We start from the raw sequence: 15763 nt of genomic DNA, 5'->3' as shown, positions 1-15763 counted from the left end.
CGGGCCGCTGCGCCGGCACCGTCCGGTGGTGCCGGCACACCGTCAGATGCCGAGGCGCTGCCTGACCTCGTGGGTGCTGCGCCGCGACACCGGGATGTCCTCGGCGCGATGGTGATCGGTGCTGAGCGCGATCAGCCCGTTGCCCTTTGACACGACGCGGCGGATCCGCGCCGGATTGACGAGGAAGCTTCGGTGCACCCGCAGGAACCCGTACGGGCTCAGCTCGCGCGCGAGGTGGTCCATGCCCCTCGTCGCGGCGCGGAACCGGCCGCAGTCGGTGGTCAGCCAGACGTCGTGCCGGTTCGCCTCCGCGAAGCGGATCTCCTCGGGACCGAGGAGCAGGACCGAGTCACCGGCCAGCGCCGCGATCCGTCCGGAGGCCGGGTTCGCTGTCGTGCCGGGGTCGAGGTCGAGGACGCTGCCCGCGTCCGGCCCGGCCCTGTCGGAGACGATCCAGCCCACGGGGCCGCCCGCGCCGTTCACCGGTGTCACCGTGTAGCTGTGCGGGGCGGGCCCGAGCGGCGGTCCGATCACCACCGTGCCGGTCCACGACGGGTCCGCGACCGCATGTCCCCACGAGCGTCGCGCGATCTCCGCGAGCGGGGGGAAGGTCACCCCGCGCCGCAGCGCGGGGTCCAGCAGGTACCCGGCCGGGATGCCCCCGACGGACCTGCGCGCCTTCTCGCTCGCGGCGACGACGTTCCCCGCGAGGTCGAGCCCGAGCTCGGTGCCCGTCCGGCGGGAGTCCGCCGCCGCGAACCGCTCGGACACCACCCGCGCGTCGTCGACGGCCCGGAACCTCAGGTGGCGGCGGGCCGCCTCCAGCTCGTCGGCGAGCCGGGTCGCCAGACCCGCCACGAGGTCCGCGCTGCGGGCCGCGACGTTGACGGCTCCGACCGGCCGGGCGGTGACCGGGTCGTGCACGGCGAGGCCGACGCAGCACCACTCGTGCATGTCCCGGCGCCAGTGCTCCGGGCCGCGGATGACGACGGGCTGCGACTGCAGCAGGGCGGTCCCCATCCCGTTCGTCCCGCCCACCGACTCCGGCCACCACGTCCCCGGCTCGAAGCGGCTGTCGAGGTCGTCGGCACCCAGGTCGGGGGCGCTCCAGCACGCGAGTATCTCGGCGTCCGCGTCGGTGACGGTCGCGAGACAGCCGCCGATCTCGCGGACCACGGTGGCCGCGACGGCGCCGAGCTGGGCGTAGATCCCGGTGTCGCGCGGCGCGGCCACCGGTGCCGGCCGCTGTGCACGGCCCGTGGGCCGCATCGGGTCGAGCCCGTGCACGTCGCGGCACCGCCGCCAGGACCGCAGGATCGGCGCGGGCACCGTCGCGACGGCGGGCTCGTCGTCACCGGCGACGAAGCGCTCCCACGCGAGCAGCGTCGCCGCGCGCCGGCGCCGGGCGTCGCGGGTGGCCGGTGTCGTGGCGGCGACGTCGGTGGGCATGCATCGCTCCTCTGTGCTGCTCGGCCCTGCGGGGCCGTCCTGGTCAGGTCGTCCGGAACCGAGGTGGGGCGGCGTCGGCGGGCGACCCGCCCAGCACCCCGTAACCCTCCATCGACTTCGTGAAGGCGAACGGGTCGTCGTCGGCGAACAGGTCGGGTGTGAAGGCCGGATCGGCCATCACGCCCCAGCTCTTCCGGCGTTGCATCCCGAGGTTGCCCGCGTCGTAGAGCGGGAAGACGATCGCCTCCCGGTAGAACTTCTCCATCCCGAACTTCCGGTCGAGGGCGTTCACCCCGACGATGCGCATGCAGTCGACGACGACGTCCTTCATGAGGTCCGCGCAGTACACCTTGTTCATCGCGGCGAGCGCGTGGCCCTGCCCGTCGTGCCGGTCCAGGTAGTGGGCCGCCTTCCAGCACATGTAGCGGCCGGCCTCGATCCGCGCCGCGATCTCGGTCAACAGGTGCCCGACGGCCTGGTGGGCGATGATCGGTGACGATCCGCCGCCGGTGTAGGTCTTGGCCCACTTCAGGGCGAACTCGTACGCACCGCGCGCGACCCCGACGGCGGCCGCGCTCGCCATCGGGGCGGACCAGGTGAACGCCCGGTTCACGACCAGGTCGCCGTTGCCCTCGGCGAACAGGTTCTCCTCGGGCACCCGGACGTCGTCGAAACGCATCGTGACGTTCTGGCAGGTGCGCAGCCCGATCTTGTCGATGACCTCGTACTCGAGGCCGGGCGTACCGCGGTCGACCACGACGGCGCTCAGCGCCTGCGTGCCGCCCCGCGTCCGGTCGGTGCGCACGATGCAGACGTTCGTGTCGGCGCCGCGCAGGTCCCAGCCGCCGGCGTTGCACGGCCAGTGCTTCTCCCCGTTGAGCACGTACTCGCTGTTGGCCTTGTCGTGGTGGGCGAACAGCTGGATCCCGGCGGACGGGTGGGGATGGTCGAAGTTGGCGGTCCCGCCGCGTTCGCTGACCACCCAGCCGCCGAGGTGGTCCATCGTCGGGCACCCGGTGGCCGCGGTGATCCACCGCTCGCGCTGCCGCTCGGTGCCGAACCAGACCACGGGCAGCAGGGCCAGGCCGTTGACCAGGATGATCGTCGCGAACCCGGCGTCGACGGCGCACAGCTCCTCGGTGGCGATCACCATGTCGACGTTGCTCGCCCCGCCGCCGCCGTACTCCCGCGGCAGGAACGACGTGGCCAGGCCCATCATGTAGGCCTGCTCGAAGGCCGGCTTCATCGCGACGAACGCCGCCTGCGCGTCGGACATCGCGTCGGCCCGCTCCGCCGCGGGCCGCAGCACCTCGCGGGCGAACTCCCGCACGTCGTACTTGAGCGCGCGCTGGCGACGCGTCAGCTCGAAGTCGATCGACACGGTCCCTCCTCGTCGAGAAGTCGGTGCTGACCCCCGGGTGCCGGGCGGCGGTACGACGGTGGCCCGTTCGCTCAGCCGGGCCCGGGTCCGGTCAGCCCGAGCGCGCCGCGCAGGCCCCCGTCGTTGGCGGCGACGTCGTCGAGGGTGGCGCGGTCGAGGACGGCGAAGTACGAGTCGAGGGCCGCGGCGAAGACGGTGCGCGCGCCGCAGACACCCGCCACCCGGCAGTAGCGGGCGGGGCCGAGGCATTCGACGACGGCGAAGTCGTCCTCCATGGACCGGATCACGTCGCCCACCGTGATGCTGGCGGGATCGCGGACCAGGCGAACCCCGCCGCCGCGTCCCCGGCTGGTCTCGACGAGGCCCGCCGTACTCATCCGGCGGACGACCTTGTCGAGGTGGTTGCGCGAGACCCGGTGCGCGAGGGCGATGTCGCCGATGGACCCCCGGCGTCCGGGGGCGACGCGCAGGAACATGAGGACCCGCAACGCGAAGTCGGCATGCTGGGTGTGTCGCACGGTCAGCTCGTCTCGCTCCGGACGTGCCCGCTCGTTCGCTGTGGTGGATCGTGCGGCGCCGCGGCCCGGACGGGGCCCCGGTGCCCTGAATCGGTATTTCGAATACTACTTTGCGGCGCCGGGTCGGAGCAAGACCGCGTCGCCCGCGCGGCCGGGGGCGCGGGCGACGCGGCGACGTGGCGACGTCAGACGGTGCGCAGGCTGCCGCCGTCGATGACGAGCTCGGCGCCGACGATGCCGGCGGACCGGTCCGAGCACAGGAAGGCGACCAGCTCGGCCACCTCCGGGCGGCTCGGCCGGCCCAGCGGGATGCCGCCGATCGAGTGGACGAGGACGTCGACACCGCCGAGGCGGTCGAGGGCGGCCCGCGCGGGTCAGCCGCAACGCGCGGCCGAGGGCGGCGAGCAGCTGGGTCGAGGGCTGCGACGAGCGGCCCTGCTCCAGCCTCGCGACGTAGTCGGTACTGACCCCGGCCAGCTGCGCGACCTCCTCCCGGCGCAGCCCCGGCGTGCGCCGGCGGCCGTCGGGAAGGGCCGCCGTACGACCCGCGGTTCGCCGCGGGCGGTGGCGCCGCGACCGGCCGGTGGCGGCCGGTGGCGGCAGGCGTCGGCCGCGGTCGAGGTCGTCGGTGCCGTCCGACCCGACCCGTACCATCGGCCGGGTGACGTGGACGGCCGGCGAACGGTACGGGATCGGGCCGGCGCCCGGCGGCCTCGCGCTGGTGCAGGACCTGCTCAACACGGTCGGCGCCGGCCGCCCGCGCGAACGCGACCTCCTCGCCGACCTCGCGTCGGCCGACGAGTGGGCCACCGCGGCGATGGACGCGTGGTCGGCCGGCTCCGGGATCACGGTCGAGCCGCGGGGGTTGGCCGAGGACGACGTGGCCCGGCTGCGTGACCTGCGTGCGGACCTGCGTTCCTGCATGGGCGCGTCGACGGCGTCGAGCCGGGAGGTCCTGCGCACCCTCACGGCGAGTGTGGCGCTGCACCGCGACGGGCGCGTCGTGCTCGCGCCCCGCGGCGAGGGCTGGCGTCCGCTCGCGACGGCGGTGCTCCTGGAGATCGCCGCCGCGCAGCAGGCCGACTCGTGGCGGCGGTTGAAGCTGTGCCGCAACACCCGGTGCGCCGTGGCGTTCTTCGACCGGTCGAAGAACTGCAGCGGCGTCTGGCACGACGTGCGGGTCTGTGGCAACGCGGTCAATCTGCGCGCCTCGCGGGCCCGACGGGGGGCGCTCGCGAACGGTCGCGCCGCGGACGGCGACGGCGCCGTGGTCGAACCGTAGCCGCCCGGCCCGTCCGGGAACGCGCCCGCGCGCCGCTCAGCTCGGCACGTGGCGGCGGTCCTGTCGGACGAGCGAGCTGTCTGTGCGGAGCTGCTCCTCGACGAGTGCCGGCACGAAGGCCTGATAGAACGCCCCGGTCGCCCAGGTGGCCAGCGACACCGCGGCGACGACGGGAACCAGGCTCCTGACCCGGGCCGGTACGCGGACGCTCGGCCGCAGCGACCGCACGGCCCCCGGGGTCCGGGGTGCCGTTTCCGGGCTGATCAGGATCAGCACCAGCGACAGCAGGAGCAGCCCGGCGGCTACGAGATAGCCCAGCTCACGTGGCCAAGGGCCGAACTGGACGAGGGCGCCGGAGGCGACGGCGCCGAGGGCCAGACCGATCATGACCGTCTGGCTGGAGGCGACCGAGGCGAGCCACGTCGGCCTCGCGGGTGCGGTGTCGACGATGTACGCGGTGAGGGCGCTGCTGCCCAGGCCGGCGCCGAGGCCCATGAGCAGCCGCCCGGCGATCAGGACGCCGAGGTGGTGCACGTCCAGCAGCACCACGCATCCCAGCAGGAGCAGCCCGAGACCGGCGACGGCGGTGGGCCGTCGACCCACGTGGCCCGACAGCCGCCCCGCGACGAGCAATGTCCCGATCGTGCCGACGGAGTAGGCGGCGACCGACATGGAGATGCCGGCATTGGTGAACCCGTCCTCGGCCCGGTAGACGTTGAACAGGGGGATCGTCGAACCCACCGCGGCGAACGCAGATGCGAGGGAGACCACCGCGGCGACGAATGCCAGCCGCAGCCGCCCGGGGCGGCGGCCCCGGGCGGTCGTGCGTGGCGGGTGTCGTGTCGAGCCGAGCATTTCCGTTTCTCCTCACCCGTCGGGGCGCGCCTGTGGCGGGCAGCAGCCGGCCCGATGGGGCCGGCCGGACGTGCCTACGGGACCAGGCTGATGATCGTCTTCCCGTTGCGTCGCGTGGTCGGGTTGAGGGCGGCGACGGCGTCGTCGAGGGTCGCGACGGCCCCGATGTTGGTTCGCAGCCGGCCGTCGCGTACCCGCTGCACGATCTCGGCCAGCTCGGCCCGGTCGGCCTCGACGACGAAGTCCACCGCGAGGCCGTCGGTGGGACGCGCCTCGACCGGTCCGACGACGGACACGAGCGTGCCGCCCGGCTTGATCAGCGCGGCGGACTGCCGCTGGACGTCGCCGCCGATGACGTCGAAGACCAGGTCGACGCTCCCGACGTCGGCCAGCGCGTCGTCGGCGAGGTCGACGAACTCGTGGGCCCCGAAGGCGAGGGCCTTGGCGCGGTCGGCGGCGCGCCCGGTGCCGATGACGTGGGCTCCGGCCTCACGGGCGAGCTGGGTCACCATCGTGCCGACGGCCCCGGCCGCGCCGTGCGCGAGGACGGTCTGGCCGGGCTGGAGGCGCCCGTGCCGGAACAGTCCCTGCCACGCGGTCAGCCCCGAGATCGGCAGGGAGGCGGCGACGGTGAAGTCGACGTCGCCGGGCAGGGGTGCGAGGTTGCGGGCCTCGACCGCGACGAGCTCGGCGAGGGTGCCGTCGCGGTGCCAGTCGGTGAGGCCGAACACCCGCTGCCCCACCGAGAGTCCGGTCGCGCCGTAGCCGAGCGCGGTGACCACGCCGGCCAGTTCGTGGCCGGGGATCGACGGGGTCTTGTCGCGGCCGGCGCGGTCGGTCCAGGTCGACGGCCAGTCCATCTCGGTCGGGACGAAGCCCGAGGCATGCACCCGCACGACGACGTCGTTGATGGCCGGGGACGGGTCGGGCCGTTGCGTCAACGTCATTCCGGCTGTTCCCGCGGCCTGGTCGGTGACCACTATCGCCTTCATTTCGAATTCCTGTTCCTCGGGTGTGGGTGTTTCGTGGTGAATGGTCAGATGAAGGTGAACAGCTGGTCGGCGTCGAATCGCGAGATCGGGTTCGTGTACACCTTCTGTGGGTCGGGGTAGCCGAGGGCCAACAGGACCGTCGTGCTGTGTCCGGCCTCGCGAATCGTGAACGCCTTGTCGACGGTTGCGGGGTCGAATCCCTCGAGCGGGGTGGCCTCGACGCCGAGTGCGGCGGCCGCCATCATGGTCAGGCCCACCGCCATGTAGGTCTGCTTCTCCATCCAGTGGTTCAGGTCCTTGTAGCCATATCCGCGCAGGGTGAGGAAGTCGCGGGTCATCGCCTCCCACCGCTGCTGCTTCGACGGGTCCGGGAACCGGCCGTCGGCCCGCTCCTTCGCGAACACCGCCTCGATGTGGCTGTCGGGAACGTCCGCGCGGGTGGTGAGGATGATGGTGTGCGAGGCGTTGAGAATTTTCTCGGCGTTGTCCTGGAAGCGCTCGCCCAGGTTGTCGGCGAGCCGCTGTTTTCCTTCGGGGGTGGCCAGGACGTAGAAGTGGTTGGGCTGCACGTTCACCGACGACGGGGTCGAGCGCAGGAACCGCAGCAGCTGCTGCAGGGTGTCCTCGGGAATGGTCCTGCCGGGATCGAAGTACCGGGTGAGGTGCTTGTTCATGAGCGCGTCGAGATTCACGTCGGGCCGCCTTCCTGCAAGAACGAGTGGGTGGGGAGCGGTACGTCAGGGCTGTGTCAGTGCGGACCGCGGGCGAGGAGGTCGGCGATGCGCCCGATGTCGAGCCCGGTGGTCGCGGTGGCCAGGTCGCCGGCGCGGAGCGCCGTGACGGCCTGGTCGAGGGCGGCCATCGCGTGCCGGTAGAGCGCGGGGCCCACGCTGACGCGCTTGACCCCGGCCTGCTGCAGGTCGGCGACGGTCAGCACCGTGTCCGCCGGTGAGATGAGGACGTTGACCGGTGTCGGGGCGACGGCGGTGACGATCGCGACGAGTGCGTCGAGGTCGGGCGGGTAGGGGGCGTACACCACGTCCGCGCCGGCCTCGGCGAAGGCCATCAGGCGCCGGATGGTGTCGTCGAGATCGGGCCGGCCCTGGATGAAGTTGTCGGTGCGGCCGGTGACCACGATGCGTCGCCCGGCGGCCTCGACGGCGCGCCGCACCCGGGCGACGGCGTCGTCGAAGTCGCGGATCGGGTGCGCGGGATCGCCCGAGGTGTCCTCGATCCCGATGCCGGCCAGCCCGGCGTCCACTGCGGCCTCGACCGTCGCGGCGACGTCGTCGAGTGTGTCGCCGTAGCCGTCCTCGAAGTCGCCGTTGACGGGCAGCTCGGTGAGTCGCGCGAACAGCCGGGCGTGCTCGAGGTGGTCGTCGCGGGTGATCTCGCGACGACCGTCACGGCGGCCGAGCGTGGCCGCGAACGCCAAGGACGACGTCCCGATCGCCTCGAAGCCGGCATCGGCCAGCATCAGCGCGGAGAGGCCGTCCCACGCGTTCGGCATGACGACGCCGCCGTCGCGGGTGTGCAGCGCCATGAACCGCTCGAAGAGTTCAGAACCCGACATCGGAGGGCCTTTCCGGAAACGATCGGTGAGACGGGGATGGACCGGGGACGGGCCGGTCGGCCGGTGGCTGGGCCGCCTCGACCAGGAGGCCGCGGGTCATCCGGGCGTTCCGGCCGGGGTGACGGCCGGGATGTCGACGTCGGTCCGGTTCACGTTGTTGATGAAGTTGGTCAGCAGGGCCTGCACCGCCACGGTGACGATCGCCAGGATCTGCGGGTCGGTGTACCCGGCGCCGCGAACCGCCGCCAGGTCGGCGTCGCTCACCCGGCCGCGGCTCTCCACCACCTGCTGGGCGAACCGGGCGACCGCGGCGCGCCTCGGGTCGACCGAGCTCCCGGCACGGGCGAGGTCGATGTCGTCGCTCGACATGCCGCCGAGCTCGGACGACACGAACGAGTGCGCCGCGACGCAGTAGTCGCACTCGTTGGCCTGCGACACGGCGAGTGCGATGGTGTGCCGCGTCTTCGCGTCCAGGACCCGGCTCAGGCTGGTCTGCAGGCCGACGACGACGTCGAGCACGGTCGGGTTCGACGCGAGGGTCGCGAACATGTTCGGGACGAAGCCGAACTGTGCGCCGACGGCATCGAGGATGCCCTGCGTCGCCTCGGAGACGTCGTCGCGGGCGGGCGTGTGCAGGCGAGACATGGTGGATCAACCTCCGGTGACTGCCCGGCGTGGCCTGGCTTCGGCAAGAACTGGGCTCAGCAGCCCACTTCTGGAGTGAACACCGGTCGGACTGGGCTGTCAAGCCCAGTTTCGAGTATGGTGTGCGACATGACACCCACCGCAGGAGTTCGGGAGCCGCACGCGCTCACCGGTCGCGGGCAGGCGACGCGCGCGCGCATCCTCGAGCACGCCGCGGAGCTCATCTACGTCCACGGGGTGCACGGGACCAACAACGAGTTGCTCCGCCGGGCCGCCGGGGTCAGCGGGTCGCAGCTCAACCACTACTTCCCGACCAAGGAGAGCCTGGTCCTGGCGGTGATCGCCTGGCAGGCCGAGCGCGTGCTCACCTTTCATCGCGGCGAGCGGTTCGCCTGCTTCGACAGTCTCGACGCGTTCCGGGACTGGGCGACGCACTACATCGGCTACGAGCGCGCCTACCGGGAGGGCTGCAGTCTCGGCTCCTTGGCGAGCGAGATCATCAAGACCGATCTCGACGTCCACGACCAACTTGCGAGTGCGTTCGACCAGTGGCGCGACATCTTCCGCGACGGCATCGCGCGCATGCAGCAGGTCGGCCGCCTCCGCGCCGAGGCGGACCCCGAGCAGCTCGCCAACCTGGTCCTCGCCGCCTTCCAGGGCGGCATGCTCCTCGCCCAGGTCGCGCGCGACATCGCCCCGCTCAGGGACGCGCTGACGGCCGCCATCGACCACCTGCAGACCTTCGCGACCTCGCCAGGGGATGTCTGACGGATCGCCGTCGACGGGCTCGGTGATCCGGGCGGTTCGTGGCAAGGCGGAGCCGGGGCGGCATCCGGGCGTACTCGGGCTCGGCGACAACGCGGTCACGGGGCCGTCCGGGCGCCGGGACCGCGGCGGGTGCTCGGTCAGACGCGCCCTGGACGCCTGCGCCGTGCGGCCCCGGTGACCCCGGCCCGTGCCGGAGTACGGCGCTCACCGCGCCCCGGTCGCGACCGGGGCGCGGTGCGAGACCGCTACATCCCGGTGATCGGGATCGAGAACCGCGAGATCGCCTGGCGGCGGGACCACCTCGACCGCTCACCGTCTTCGACGCGATGCCCGGACGGAGGTGGCCGGGCCCGCGGCGCGGCCGCGACGGGTCAGGCCTCGCGAACGCCGAACATGCCGGTGAACCTCGCCGAGAAGACGAGCGTGTCGCCGCGGTGCATCCGGGCACCCAGGGTCACCAGCCCCATCTCGGGCCGGCTGCGCGAGCGCCGCGCGTCGAGGATCTCCAGACTCGCGGTGAGCACGTCGCCCGCGTAGACCGGCGCAGGCCAGCGGATCTCCTCGCCGCCGGGTGAGGCGAGGCTCGTCGCGCGCAGCAGGACGTGGTCGACGTAGGCGCGCATCCAGAGGCCGGTGGTGAACCAGCCGGAGGCGGCGAGGCCCTTGAACAGCGACTGCTGCGCGGCCTCCTCGTCGAGGTGGAACGGCTGCGGGTCGAACTTGCGGGCGAAGTCGACCATCTCGTCACGGTCGACGGTGACGGTCCCCAGGTCGAACACGCGACCGGGCGTGAGGTCCTCGAAGGCGAGCTCCGGCATGGTCGGACCCTACGTGCGGCCGTCGGATCGCCGCGAACCGCAGCCGCGGGGATCACACGGCGAAGCAGGCGAGCGCCGCGTCGTGCAGCGCCCCGTTCGACGCGACGGCGTTGCCCCCGGCGAAGGTCGGCGTGCCGGCGAGGTCGGTGAACCGTCCGCCGGCCTCCTCGACGATGACCTGCAGCGCCGCGAGGTCCCAGACGCTGGCCTCGGGCTCGACGGCGAGGTCGATCGTCCCCTCGGCGACGAGGCAGTGCTGCCAGAAGTCGCCGAAGGCGCGGGTCTCCCAGCAGCGCTCGGTCAGCGCCAGCCACGCGTCGAGGGTGCCGTGCTCGCGGAAGGTGTTGAGGTTCGTCGTGGAGACGGCGCAGTCGGCCAGCTCGGCCACGCCGGAGACGCCGATCCGTCGCGCGGGTCCGCCGGGCGCGTCGGACGTCCAGGCCCCTGCGCCCGCCGCCGCCCACCAGCGCCGGCCCAGCGCGGGCGCGCTCGCGACGCCGACGACCGCCCTTCCGTGCACGGTCAGCGCGATGAGCGATGCCCAGACCGGCATGCCGCGGGAGAAGTTCTTCGTGCCGTCGATCGGGTCGAGCACCCAGCCGCGGCCGCTGTCCGGGACGGCGCCGCCGCGTTCCTCGCCGACCACGGCGTCCCCGGCCGCCGCGGTGGCCAGCTCCGCGCGCAGCGCGTCCTCGGCCGCGGTGTCGGCGTCGGTGACCGGCGTGCGGTCGGGCTTGCGCGTGACCCGCAGGTCGGACGCGCGGAACCGGGGGAGCGTGACGGCGTCGGCGAGGTCGGCGAGGCGCAGGGCCAGTGTCAGGTCGGCGTCCACGTGCGGTGAGCTTGCCAGCCGCGCCGGTCCGCGGACCGCCTGCCCTGGTCACCCCGACGATCGACGGGCATAAGCTGCCTGCGTGACGACAGTCCTGCTGGCCGAGGACGACGCGGCGATCGCCGAGCCGCTCTCCCGCGCCCTGCAACGCGAGGGCTACCACGTCGACGTCGCCGACGACGGTACCGCCGCCCTCGAGCACGTCCGCAGTGGCGGAGTCGACCTCCTCGTCCTCGACCTGGGCCTGCCGGGGATGGACGGCCTCGAGGTGTGCAGGCGGCTGCGCCTGGACTTCCCGGACCTGCCCGTCCTCATGCTCACCGCCCGCACCGACGAGGTCGACTTCGTCGTCGGGCTCGACGCCGGTGCCGACGACTACGTCGGCAAACCGTTCCGGCTCGCGGAGCTGCTCGCCCGGGTCCGCGCGCTGCTGCGCCGGCTCACGCCCGAGATGGTCGAGGTCGGCGGCGTCCGGATGGAGCTGTCGGGCCGCCGGGTGCTCGTCGACGGCGTCGAGGTGGGCCTGGCCAACAAGGAGTTCGAGCTGCTGCGCGTGCTGATGCTGCGCGCGGGCCAGGTCGTCACCCGCGAGGAGATCCTGCGCGAGGTGTGGAACGACCCCGACCTGAAGACGTCGAAGACCCTCGACATGCACATGTCGTGGCTGCGGCGCAAGATCGGCGGCGAGCGGCGGATCGCGACGGTCCGCGGGGTCGGTTTCCGCTTCAACCACGACTGAGCCGGGACGCCTGAGCCGTGCGCCGCCGCATCCTCCAGTCGACGTTGCTCGTCGTGATGATCACGGCGCTGGTGCTGGGCGGGCCGCTGGCGTTCACGACGTGGAAGCTCGTCGAGGACATCACCCGTGCGGAGCTGACGTCGGCGCTGGAACGCATCGTCGCCCGCGTCGACGACGACCAGATCGTCGACCAGGCCGACCGGGCCGCGATCAGCCTCGCCGTGCCGGTCGGCGGCAGGCTGACCATCCAGGTCCCCGGCCGCCCCCCCGAGATGCTCGGTGCCGACGTCGGGGCGGAGGCCGTCACCGAGACGCTGCCGTTCGGCTCCGGCGGTTCGCTCACCCTCGCCGAACCGCTCTCGACGATGCGTGCCCAGCAGATCCAGGTCACCGTCATCGTCCTGCTACTCGTGCTGCTCTCGGTGGGGGTCGGCGCGTTCGTCGCGACGGTGACGGCCCGCCGGCTGGCCCATCCCCTCTCCGACGTCGCCGACCGCGCCGCACGGCTCGGCGCGGGCGACTTCCGGCCGGCACCGCACCGCTACGGGGTCCCCGAGCTCGACCGGGTGTCCGACGTGCTCGACGCGTCGGCGTCCGCCCTCGCCGAGCTGGTGCAGCGCGAGCGTGCGCTGGTCGGCGACGTGTCCCATCAGCTGCGCAGCAGGCTGACGGCGCTGCAACTGCGGCTCGACGAGCTGAGCACCCACCCCGATCCCAGCGCCCGCCGGGAGGCGCTGGCGGCGCTGGAGCAGACCGAGCGGCTCACCCAGGTCCTCGACGACCTGCTCGAGGCCGCCCGGCTGGCCCGTGCCGCCGGGGCCGAGCCGGTCGACCTGCGGGCCGGGCTGCGTTCGGTCGCCGACGAGTGGCGCCCCACGCTGCGCAGCGCAGGACGCCAGCTCAAGCTGCGGGTGCCGGACGGGCTCATGGCCAGGGCGACACCGGCGCGGCTGCGTGAAGCGGTCGGCGCACTCGTCGAGAACGCGATGCGGCACGGCGCCGGACCGGTGACGCTGAGCGCCCGCGCCCGGGACGACCTGCTGATCATCGAGGTCACCGACAGCGGTCAGGGCATCCCCGAGGAGCTCGTGCCGCACGTGTTCGACCGCGGCGTGTCGGTCAACTCCTCGACGGGCCTGGGGCTCGCGTTGGCCCGGGCGCTCGTCGAGGCCGACGGCGGCCGCCTCGAGCTCTCCCGGGCGCGCCCGCCGTTGTTCACGATCTTCCTGCCGGTGGCGCGGGCCGAGGACGTCGTCGGGCCGCCGCGACCGGCGGGCACGCCGCGCTGACGCGGACCGGCCGACCGGGATCCGCCGACCGGGATCCGCTGACCGGGATCGGTCCGCCGGTCAGTCCCCGGAGTGCGCGACGGGCTGCTGGCGGCGGACGTCGGTGTCGGGGAAGACGAACCTGCGGAAGGCCCACCAGCGGAAGATCATGCCGACGATGGTGCCGATGATCTGGCCCGCGACGAAGTCGGAGACCTCCTGGCCGAACATCGAGATGTCGGGGACCCGCAGGTCGAGCAGGTAGCGCGAGATCGCGAGCGGCGCGGTGTAGACGGCGACGCCGATGCCGCTGATGAGGAAGAACAGCGCGGCCTCGTGGTGGCGCTCACGGCCGCCGCGGGTGCGGAACGACCACTCGCGGTTGAGCACGTAGGACACGATCGTGGCCACCAGCACTGCGATGACCTTCGCCGTGATCGGCTTGGGCTCGAGCACGCCGGCCTTGAGCACCAGGAACACCACCGTGTCGATGACCCAGGTGGTGCCGCCGACGACCGCGAACTTGACCAGCTCGCGGTGCTTGATCGCGATGTCGCGATACGGCTGCGGGATGCTCAGCAGAACGGATTCGACCACTGACACCTGATCGATCGTGCCAGACCCGCCGCTGGTGCGGGCGGCCGGGGCAGGCCCGGGGGCCGAACGGACGGAGTGTCCGGACCCGGTGTCCCGCGACGGATCCCCCGCCGCGGCCGGGTCGCCAGGGCGACCCCCGCCCGCGTCCTCCGGGGCCCCGACGTGTCCGCGCGGCCCGGGCACCCCGGTACGACCGTTCGGCCCCGCCTGCCGGGACCCGCCAGAAATCACCCATCCCATCGGCGGCGACCGGCCGGGCACCGCATAGGCTCTGCAGCCCGTGGGCACGGGTGGGAACGCGAGGATGCCGGTCGTCGGGATGGTGGGGGCGGGGCAGCTCGCCCGCATGACGCACCAGGCGGCGATCGCGCTGGGCCAGTCGTTGCGGGTGCTGGCCGTGCGCCCCGACGAGCCTGCCGCGCTCGTCGCGCCCGACGTGCACCTCGGGACCGCCGACGACGCCGCCGCGATGAAGGCCTTCGCCGTGGGCTGCGACGTGGTCACCTTCGACCACGAGCAGGTGCCGCAGGAGCGGTTGCGCGAGCTCGTCGCCGCGGGCGCCGCCGTGCGCCCCGGGCCCGACGCACTGCTGCACGCGCAGGACAAGCTCGTCATGCGTCGCAGGCTGGCCGAGCTGGGTGCTCCGATCCCGGCCTACGCCGAGATCACCGAGCCCGCGCAGGTCGAGGAGTTCGGGGCCGAGCACGGCTGGCCGGTCGTGCTCAAGGCGGTGCGGGGCGGCTACGACGGCCGCGGCGTCTGGATGCTCGACGCGGCCGACCCCGACCTGGTCGCCCAGCTGCTCGCCGCCGGGACGCCGCTGATGGTCGAGCAGGCCGTCGTCATGCGCCGGGAGCTGGCCGTGCAGGTCGCGCGGTCGCCGTTCGGGCAGGCCGCGGGCTGGCCCGTCGTCGAGACGGTGCAGGAGGACGGCCAGTGCGTGCAGGTCCTCGCGCCCGCGCCGGGACTCGCCGAGTCCACGGCCGTGTCCGCGCAGCAGCTCGCGCTACGGCTGGCCCACGAGCTCGACGTCGTCGGGCTGCTCGCGGTGGAGCTGTTCGACACCGCGGACGGGCTCGTCGTCAACGAGCTGGCGATGCGGCCGCACAACTCGGGCCACTGGACGATCGAGGGCGCCCGGACGTCGCAGTTCGAGCAGCACCTGCGCGCGGTGCTCGACTACCCGCTGGGCGACGTGGCGATGACGGCGCCCGTCGTCGTGATGGCGAACGTGCTGGGCGCCGCGGAGCAGCCGGGGATGAGCGTCGACGAGCGGCTGCACCACCTGATGGCGCGGTTCCCCGACGTCAAGGTGCACCTGTACGGGAAGACAGAGCGCCCGCTGCGCAAGGTCGGGCACGTGACGGCGCTCGGCGACGACCCGGCGGCGGTGCGCGAGCGCGCGGCCCTCGCGGCGACCTGGCTGTCCACCGCGACCTGGACCGACGGCTGGTCGGTCCACGACGGCCCCGCGACGGGTGCCCGGACCGGATCGGAGCGTGCATCGTGACGTCGGACGAGGCCCAGGTGGGCGTGATCATGGGGAGCGACTCGGACTGGCCGGTCATGGAGGCCGCCGCCGAGGCGCTCGCGGAGTTCGACGTGCCCTGCGAGGTCGGCGTCTACTCCGCGCACCGCACGCCGCAGCGGATGTTGGACTACGCGGCCGAGGCCGAGTCGCGCGGGCTGCGGGTGATCATCGCGGGCGCCGGCGGTGCGGCGCACCTGCCGGGCATGGTGGCGGCGGCGACCCCGCTGCCGGTGATCGGCGTGCCCGTCCCGCTCGCCCGGCTCGACGGGCTCGACTCCCTGCTCTCGATCGTCCAGATGCCCGCCGGCGTCCCGGTGGCCACCGTCGCGGTGGGCGGGGCGCGCAACGCGGGACTCCTGGCGGTCAGGATCCTCGCCGCGGCCGACGACGCCCTGCGCGCCCGCATGGTCCGGTTCCAGCGGGACCTCGCCGACTCGGTGCTGGCCAAGGACGCCGCCCTGCGCGAAGCGCGGGGCGAGTGAGCGCCGCCCTGCGACGGCACCCCGCGACGGCGC

Annotated in this window: 18 protein-coding genes and 1 pseudogene; 6 read left to right on the top strand and 13 right to left on the bottom strand. The window is 73.3% G+C overall.

What is annotated here, in order from left to right; all coding sequences use genetic code 11:
- Nucleotides 1-42 precede the first annotated feature (42 nt).
- From PSED_RS26405 to PSED_RS26385, 5 genes and pseudogenes are all read right to left on the bottom strand, one after another.
- Nucleotides 43-1449, bottom strand: a complete 1407-nt coding sequence (locus PSED_RS26405) for a DNA-binding protein (protein ID WP_013677296.1) — start codon at nt 1447-1449, stop codon at nt 43-45.
- Between the two features lie 43 nt (nt 1450-1492).
- On the bottom strand, nt 1493-2830 hold the full coding sequence (locus tag PSED_RS26400; RefSeq protein WP_013677295.1) for an acyl-CoA dehydrogenase family protein: 1338 nt from the start codon (nt 2828-2830) through the stop codon (nt 1493-1495).
- A 71-nt stretch (nt 2831-2901) separates the two neighbouring features.
- Nucleotides 2902-3348 carry an RrF2 family transcriptional regulator gene (locus tag PSED_RS26395; RefSeq protein ID WP_013677294.1) on the bottom strand — a complete coding sequence of 149 codons (447 nt, stop codon included), beginning with the start codon at nt 3346-3348 and terminating at the stop codon, nt 2902-2904.
- A gap of 185 nt (nt 3349-3533) precedes the next feature.
- Nucleotides 3534-3653: an SDR family oxidoreductase gene (locus PSED_RS26390; RefSeq protein ID WP_267939139.1), complete on the bottom strand. Its 120-nt coding sequence runs from the start codon at nt 3651-3653 to the stop codon at nt 3534-3536.
- A gap of 115 nt (nt 3654-3768) precedes the next feature.
- Nucleotides 3769-4002 (bottom strand): annotated as a pseudogene (locus PSED_RS26385) (hypothetical protein); the annotation flags it as partial.
- A gap of 7 nt (nt 4003-4009) precedes the next feature.
- On the opposite strand from PSED_RS26385, the gene PSED_RS26380 reads away from it, so the two are divergent.
- Nucleotides 4010-4630: a CGNR zinc finger domain-containing protein gene (locus PSED_RS26380; RefSeq protein WP_041762455.1), complete on the top strand. Its 621-nt coding sequence runs from the start codon at nt 4010-4012 to the stop codon at nt 4628-4630.
- A gap of 36 nt (nt 4631-4666) precedes the next feature.
- Here PSED_RS26380 and PSED_RS26375 read toward each other — a convergent pair whose 3' ends face one another.
- The 5 genes from PSED_RS26375 to PSED_RS26355 form a co-directional block, all read right to left on the bottom strand.
- Nucleotides 4667-5485 carry an MFS transporter gene (locus tag PSED_RS26375; protein ID WP_013677292.1) on the bottom strand — a complete coding sequence of 273 codons (819 nt, stop codon included), beginning with the start codon at nt 5483-5485 and terminating at the stop codon, nt 4667-4669.
- Nucleotides 5486-5559: 74 nt separating this feature from the next.
- Nucleotides 5560-6477, bottom strand: coding sequence for an NADP-dependent oxidoreductase (locus PSED_RS26370; protein ID WP_013677291.1), 918 nt, complete (start codon nt 6475-6477; stop codon nt 5560-5562).
- 44 nt (nt 6478-6521) lie between these two features.
- The gene (locus PSED_RS26365; RefSeq protein WP_013677290.1) at nt 6522-7169 is read right to left on the bottom strand and encodes a nitroreductase family protein; all 648 of its coding nucleotides are present in this window, start codon (nt 7167-7169) and stop codon (nt 6522-6524) included.
- 56 nt (nt 7170-7225) lie between these two features.
- Nucleotides 7226-8050, bottom strand: coding sequence for an isocitrate lyase/PEP mutase family protein (locus tag PSED_RS26360; RefSeq protein ID WP_013677289.1), 825 nt, complete (start codon nt 8048-8050; stop codon nt 7226-7228).
- 96 nt (nt 8051-8146) lie between these two features.
- Nucleotides 8147-8695, bottom strand: a complete 549-nt coding sequence (locus PSED_RS26355; RefSeq protein ID WP_013677288.1) for a carboxymuconolactone decarboxylase family protein — start codon at nt 8693-8695, stop codon at nt 8147-8149.
- Nucleotides 8696-8824: 129 nt separating this feature from the next.
- Here PSED_RS26355 and PSED_RS26350 point away from each other — a divergent pair, with 129 nt between their 5' ends.
- A complete protein-coding gene (locus PSED_RS26350; protein WP_041760023.1) occupies nt 8825-9463 on the top strand; it encodes a TetR/AcrR family transcriptional regulator in 639 nt (212 codons plus the stop codon).
- A gap of 371 nt (nt 9464-9834) precedes the next feature.
- Here the strand turns inward: PSED_RS26350 and PSED_RS26345 are convergent, their stop codons facing one another.
- Nucleotides 9835-10281 (bottom strand): MaoC family dehydratase, encoded by a 447-nt coding sequence (locus PSED_RS26345; RefSeq protein ID WP_013677286.1) that lies wholly within the window; start codon nt 10279-10281, stop codon nt 9835-9837.
- 52 nt (nt 10282-10333) lie between these two features.
- The gene (hisN, locus tag PSED_RS26340; protein ID WP_013677285.1) at nt 10334-11113 is read right to left on the bottom strand and encodes a histidinol-phosphatase; all 780 of its coding nucleotides are present in this window, start codon (nt 11111-11113) and stop codon (nt 10334-10336) included.
- An 82-nt stretch (nt 11114-11195) separates the two neighbouring features.
- On the opposite strand from hisN, the gene PSED_RS26335 reads away from it, so the two are divergent.
- A complete protein-coding gene (locus tag PSED_RS26335; protein ID WP_013677284.1) occupies nt 11196-11852 on the top strand; it encodes a response regulator transcription factor in 657 nt (218 codons plus the stop codon).
- 17 nt (nt 11853-11869) lie between these two features.
- Nucleotides 11870-13141 (top strand): ATP-binding protein, encoded by a 1272-nt coding sequence (locus PSED_RS26330; RefSeq protein ID WP_013677283.1) that lies wholly within the window; start codon nt 11870-11872, stop codon nt 13139-13141.
- Between the two features lie 60 nt (nt 13142-13201).
- Here the strand turns inward: PSED_RS26330 and PSED_RS26325 are convergent, their stop codons facing one another.
- Nucleotides 13202-13723, bottom strand: coding sequence for a GtrA family protein (locus tag PSED_RS26325; protein WP_041760021.1), 522 nt, complete (start codon nt 13721-13723; stop codon nt 13202-13204).
- A 298-nt stretch (nt 13724-14021) separates the two neighbouring features.
- Here PSED_RS26325 and PSED_RS26320 point away from each other — a divergent pair, with 298 nt between their 5' ends.
- Nucleotides 14022-15227, top strand: a complete 1206-nt coding sequence (locus tag PSED_RS26320; RefSeq protein WP_013677281.1) for a 5-(carboxyamino)imidazole ribonucleotide synthase — start codon at nt 14022-14024, stop codon at nt 15225-15227.
- The gene (gene purE / locus PSED_RS26315) at nt 15224-15730 is read left to right on the top strand and encodes a 5-(carboxyamino)imidazole ribonucleotide mutase (RefSeq protein WP_013677280.1); all 507 of its coding nucleotides are present in this window, start codon (nt 15224-15226) and stop codon (nt 15728-15730) included. Before PSED_RS26320 ends, purE begins: the two co-directional genes overlap by 4 nt.
- The last annotated feature ends 33 nt before the right edge of the window (nt 15731-15763 follow it).

The sequence above is a fragment of the Pseudonocardia benzenivorans CB1190 genome (assembly GCF_000196675.2).
Taxonomy (GTDB): Bacteria; Actinomycetota; Actinomycetes; order Mycobacteriales; family Pseudonocardiaceae; genus Pseudonocardia; species Pseudonocardia benzenivorans.
This window is presented reverse-complemented; position numbering and strand designations above follow the sequence as displayed.

What these genes read in the sequence shown, in the direction of transcription:
- PSED_RS26405 (WP_013677296.1), bottom strand. Translation starts at nt 1,449, where the DNA reads ATGCCCACCGACGTCGCCGCCACGACACCGGCCACCCGCGACGCCCGG.
- PSED_RS26375 (WP_013677292.1), bottom strand. Translation starts at nt 5,485, where the DNA reads ATGCTCGGCTCGACACGACACCCGCCACGCACGACCGCCCGGGGCCGC.
- PSED_RS26370 (WP_013677291.1), bottom strand. Translation starts at nt 6,477, where the DNA reads ATGAAGGCGATAGTGGTCACCGACCAGGCCGCGGGAACAGCCGGAATG.
- PSED_RS26360 (WP_013677289.1), bottom strand. Translation starts at nt 8,050, where the DNA reads ATGTCGGGTTCTGAACTCTTCGAGCGGTTCATGGCGCTGCACACCCGC.
- PSED_RS26355 (WP_013677288.1), bottom strand. Translation starts at nt 8,695, where the DNA reads ATGTCTCGCCTGCACACGCCCGCCCGCGACGACGTCTCCGAGGCGACG.
- PSED_RS26350 (WP_041760023.1), top strand. Translation starts at nt 8,825, where the DNA reads ATGACACCCACCGCAGGAGTTCGGGAGCCGCACGCGCTCACCGGTCGC.
- PSED_RS26345 (WP_013677286.1), bottom strand. Translation starts at nt 10,281, where the DNA reads ATGCCGGAGCTCGCCTTCGAGGACCTCACGCCCGGTCGCGTGTTCGAC.
- PSED_RS26320 (WP_013677281.1), top strand. Translation starts at nt 14,022, where the DNA reads ATGCCGGTCGTCGGGATGGTGGGGGCGGGGCAGCTCGCCCGCATGACG.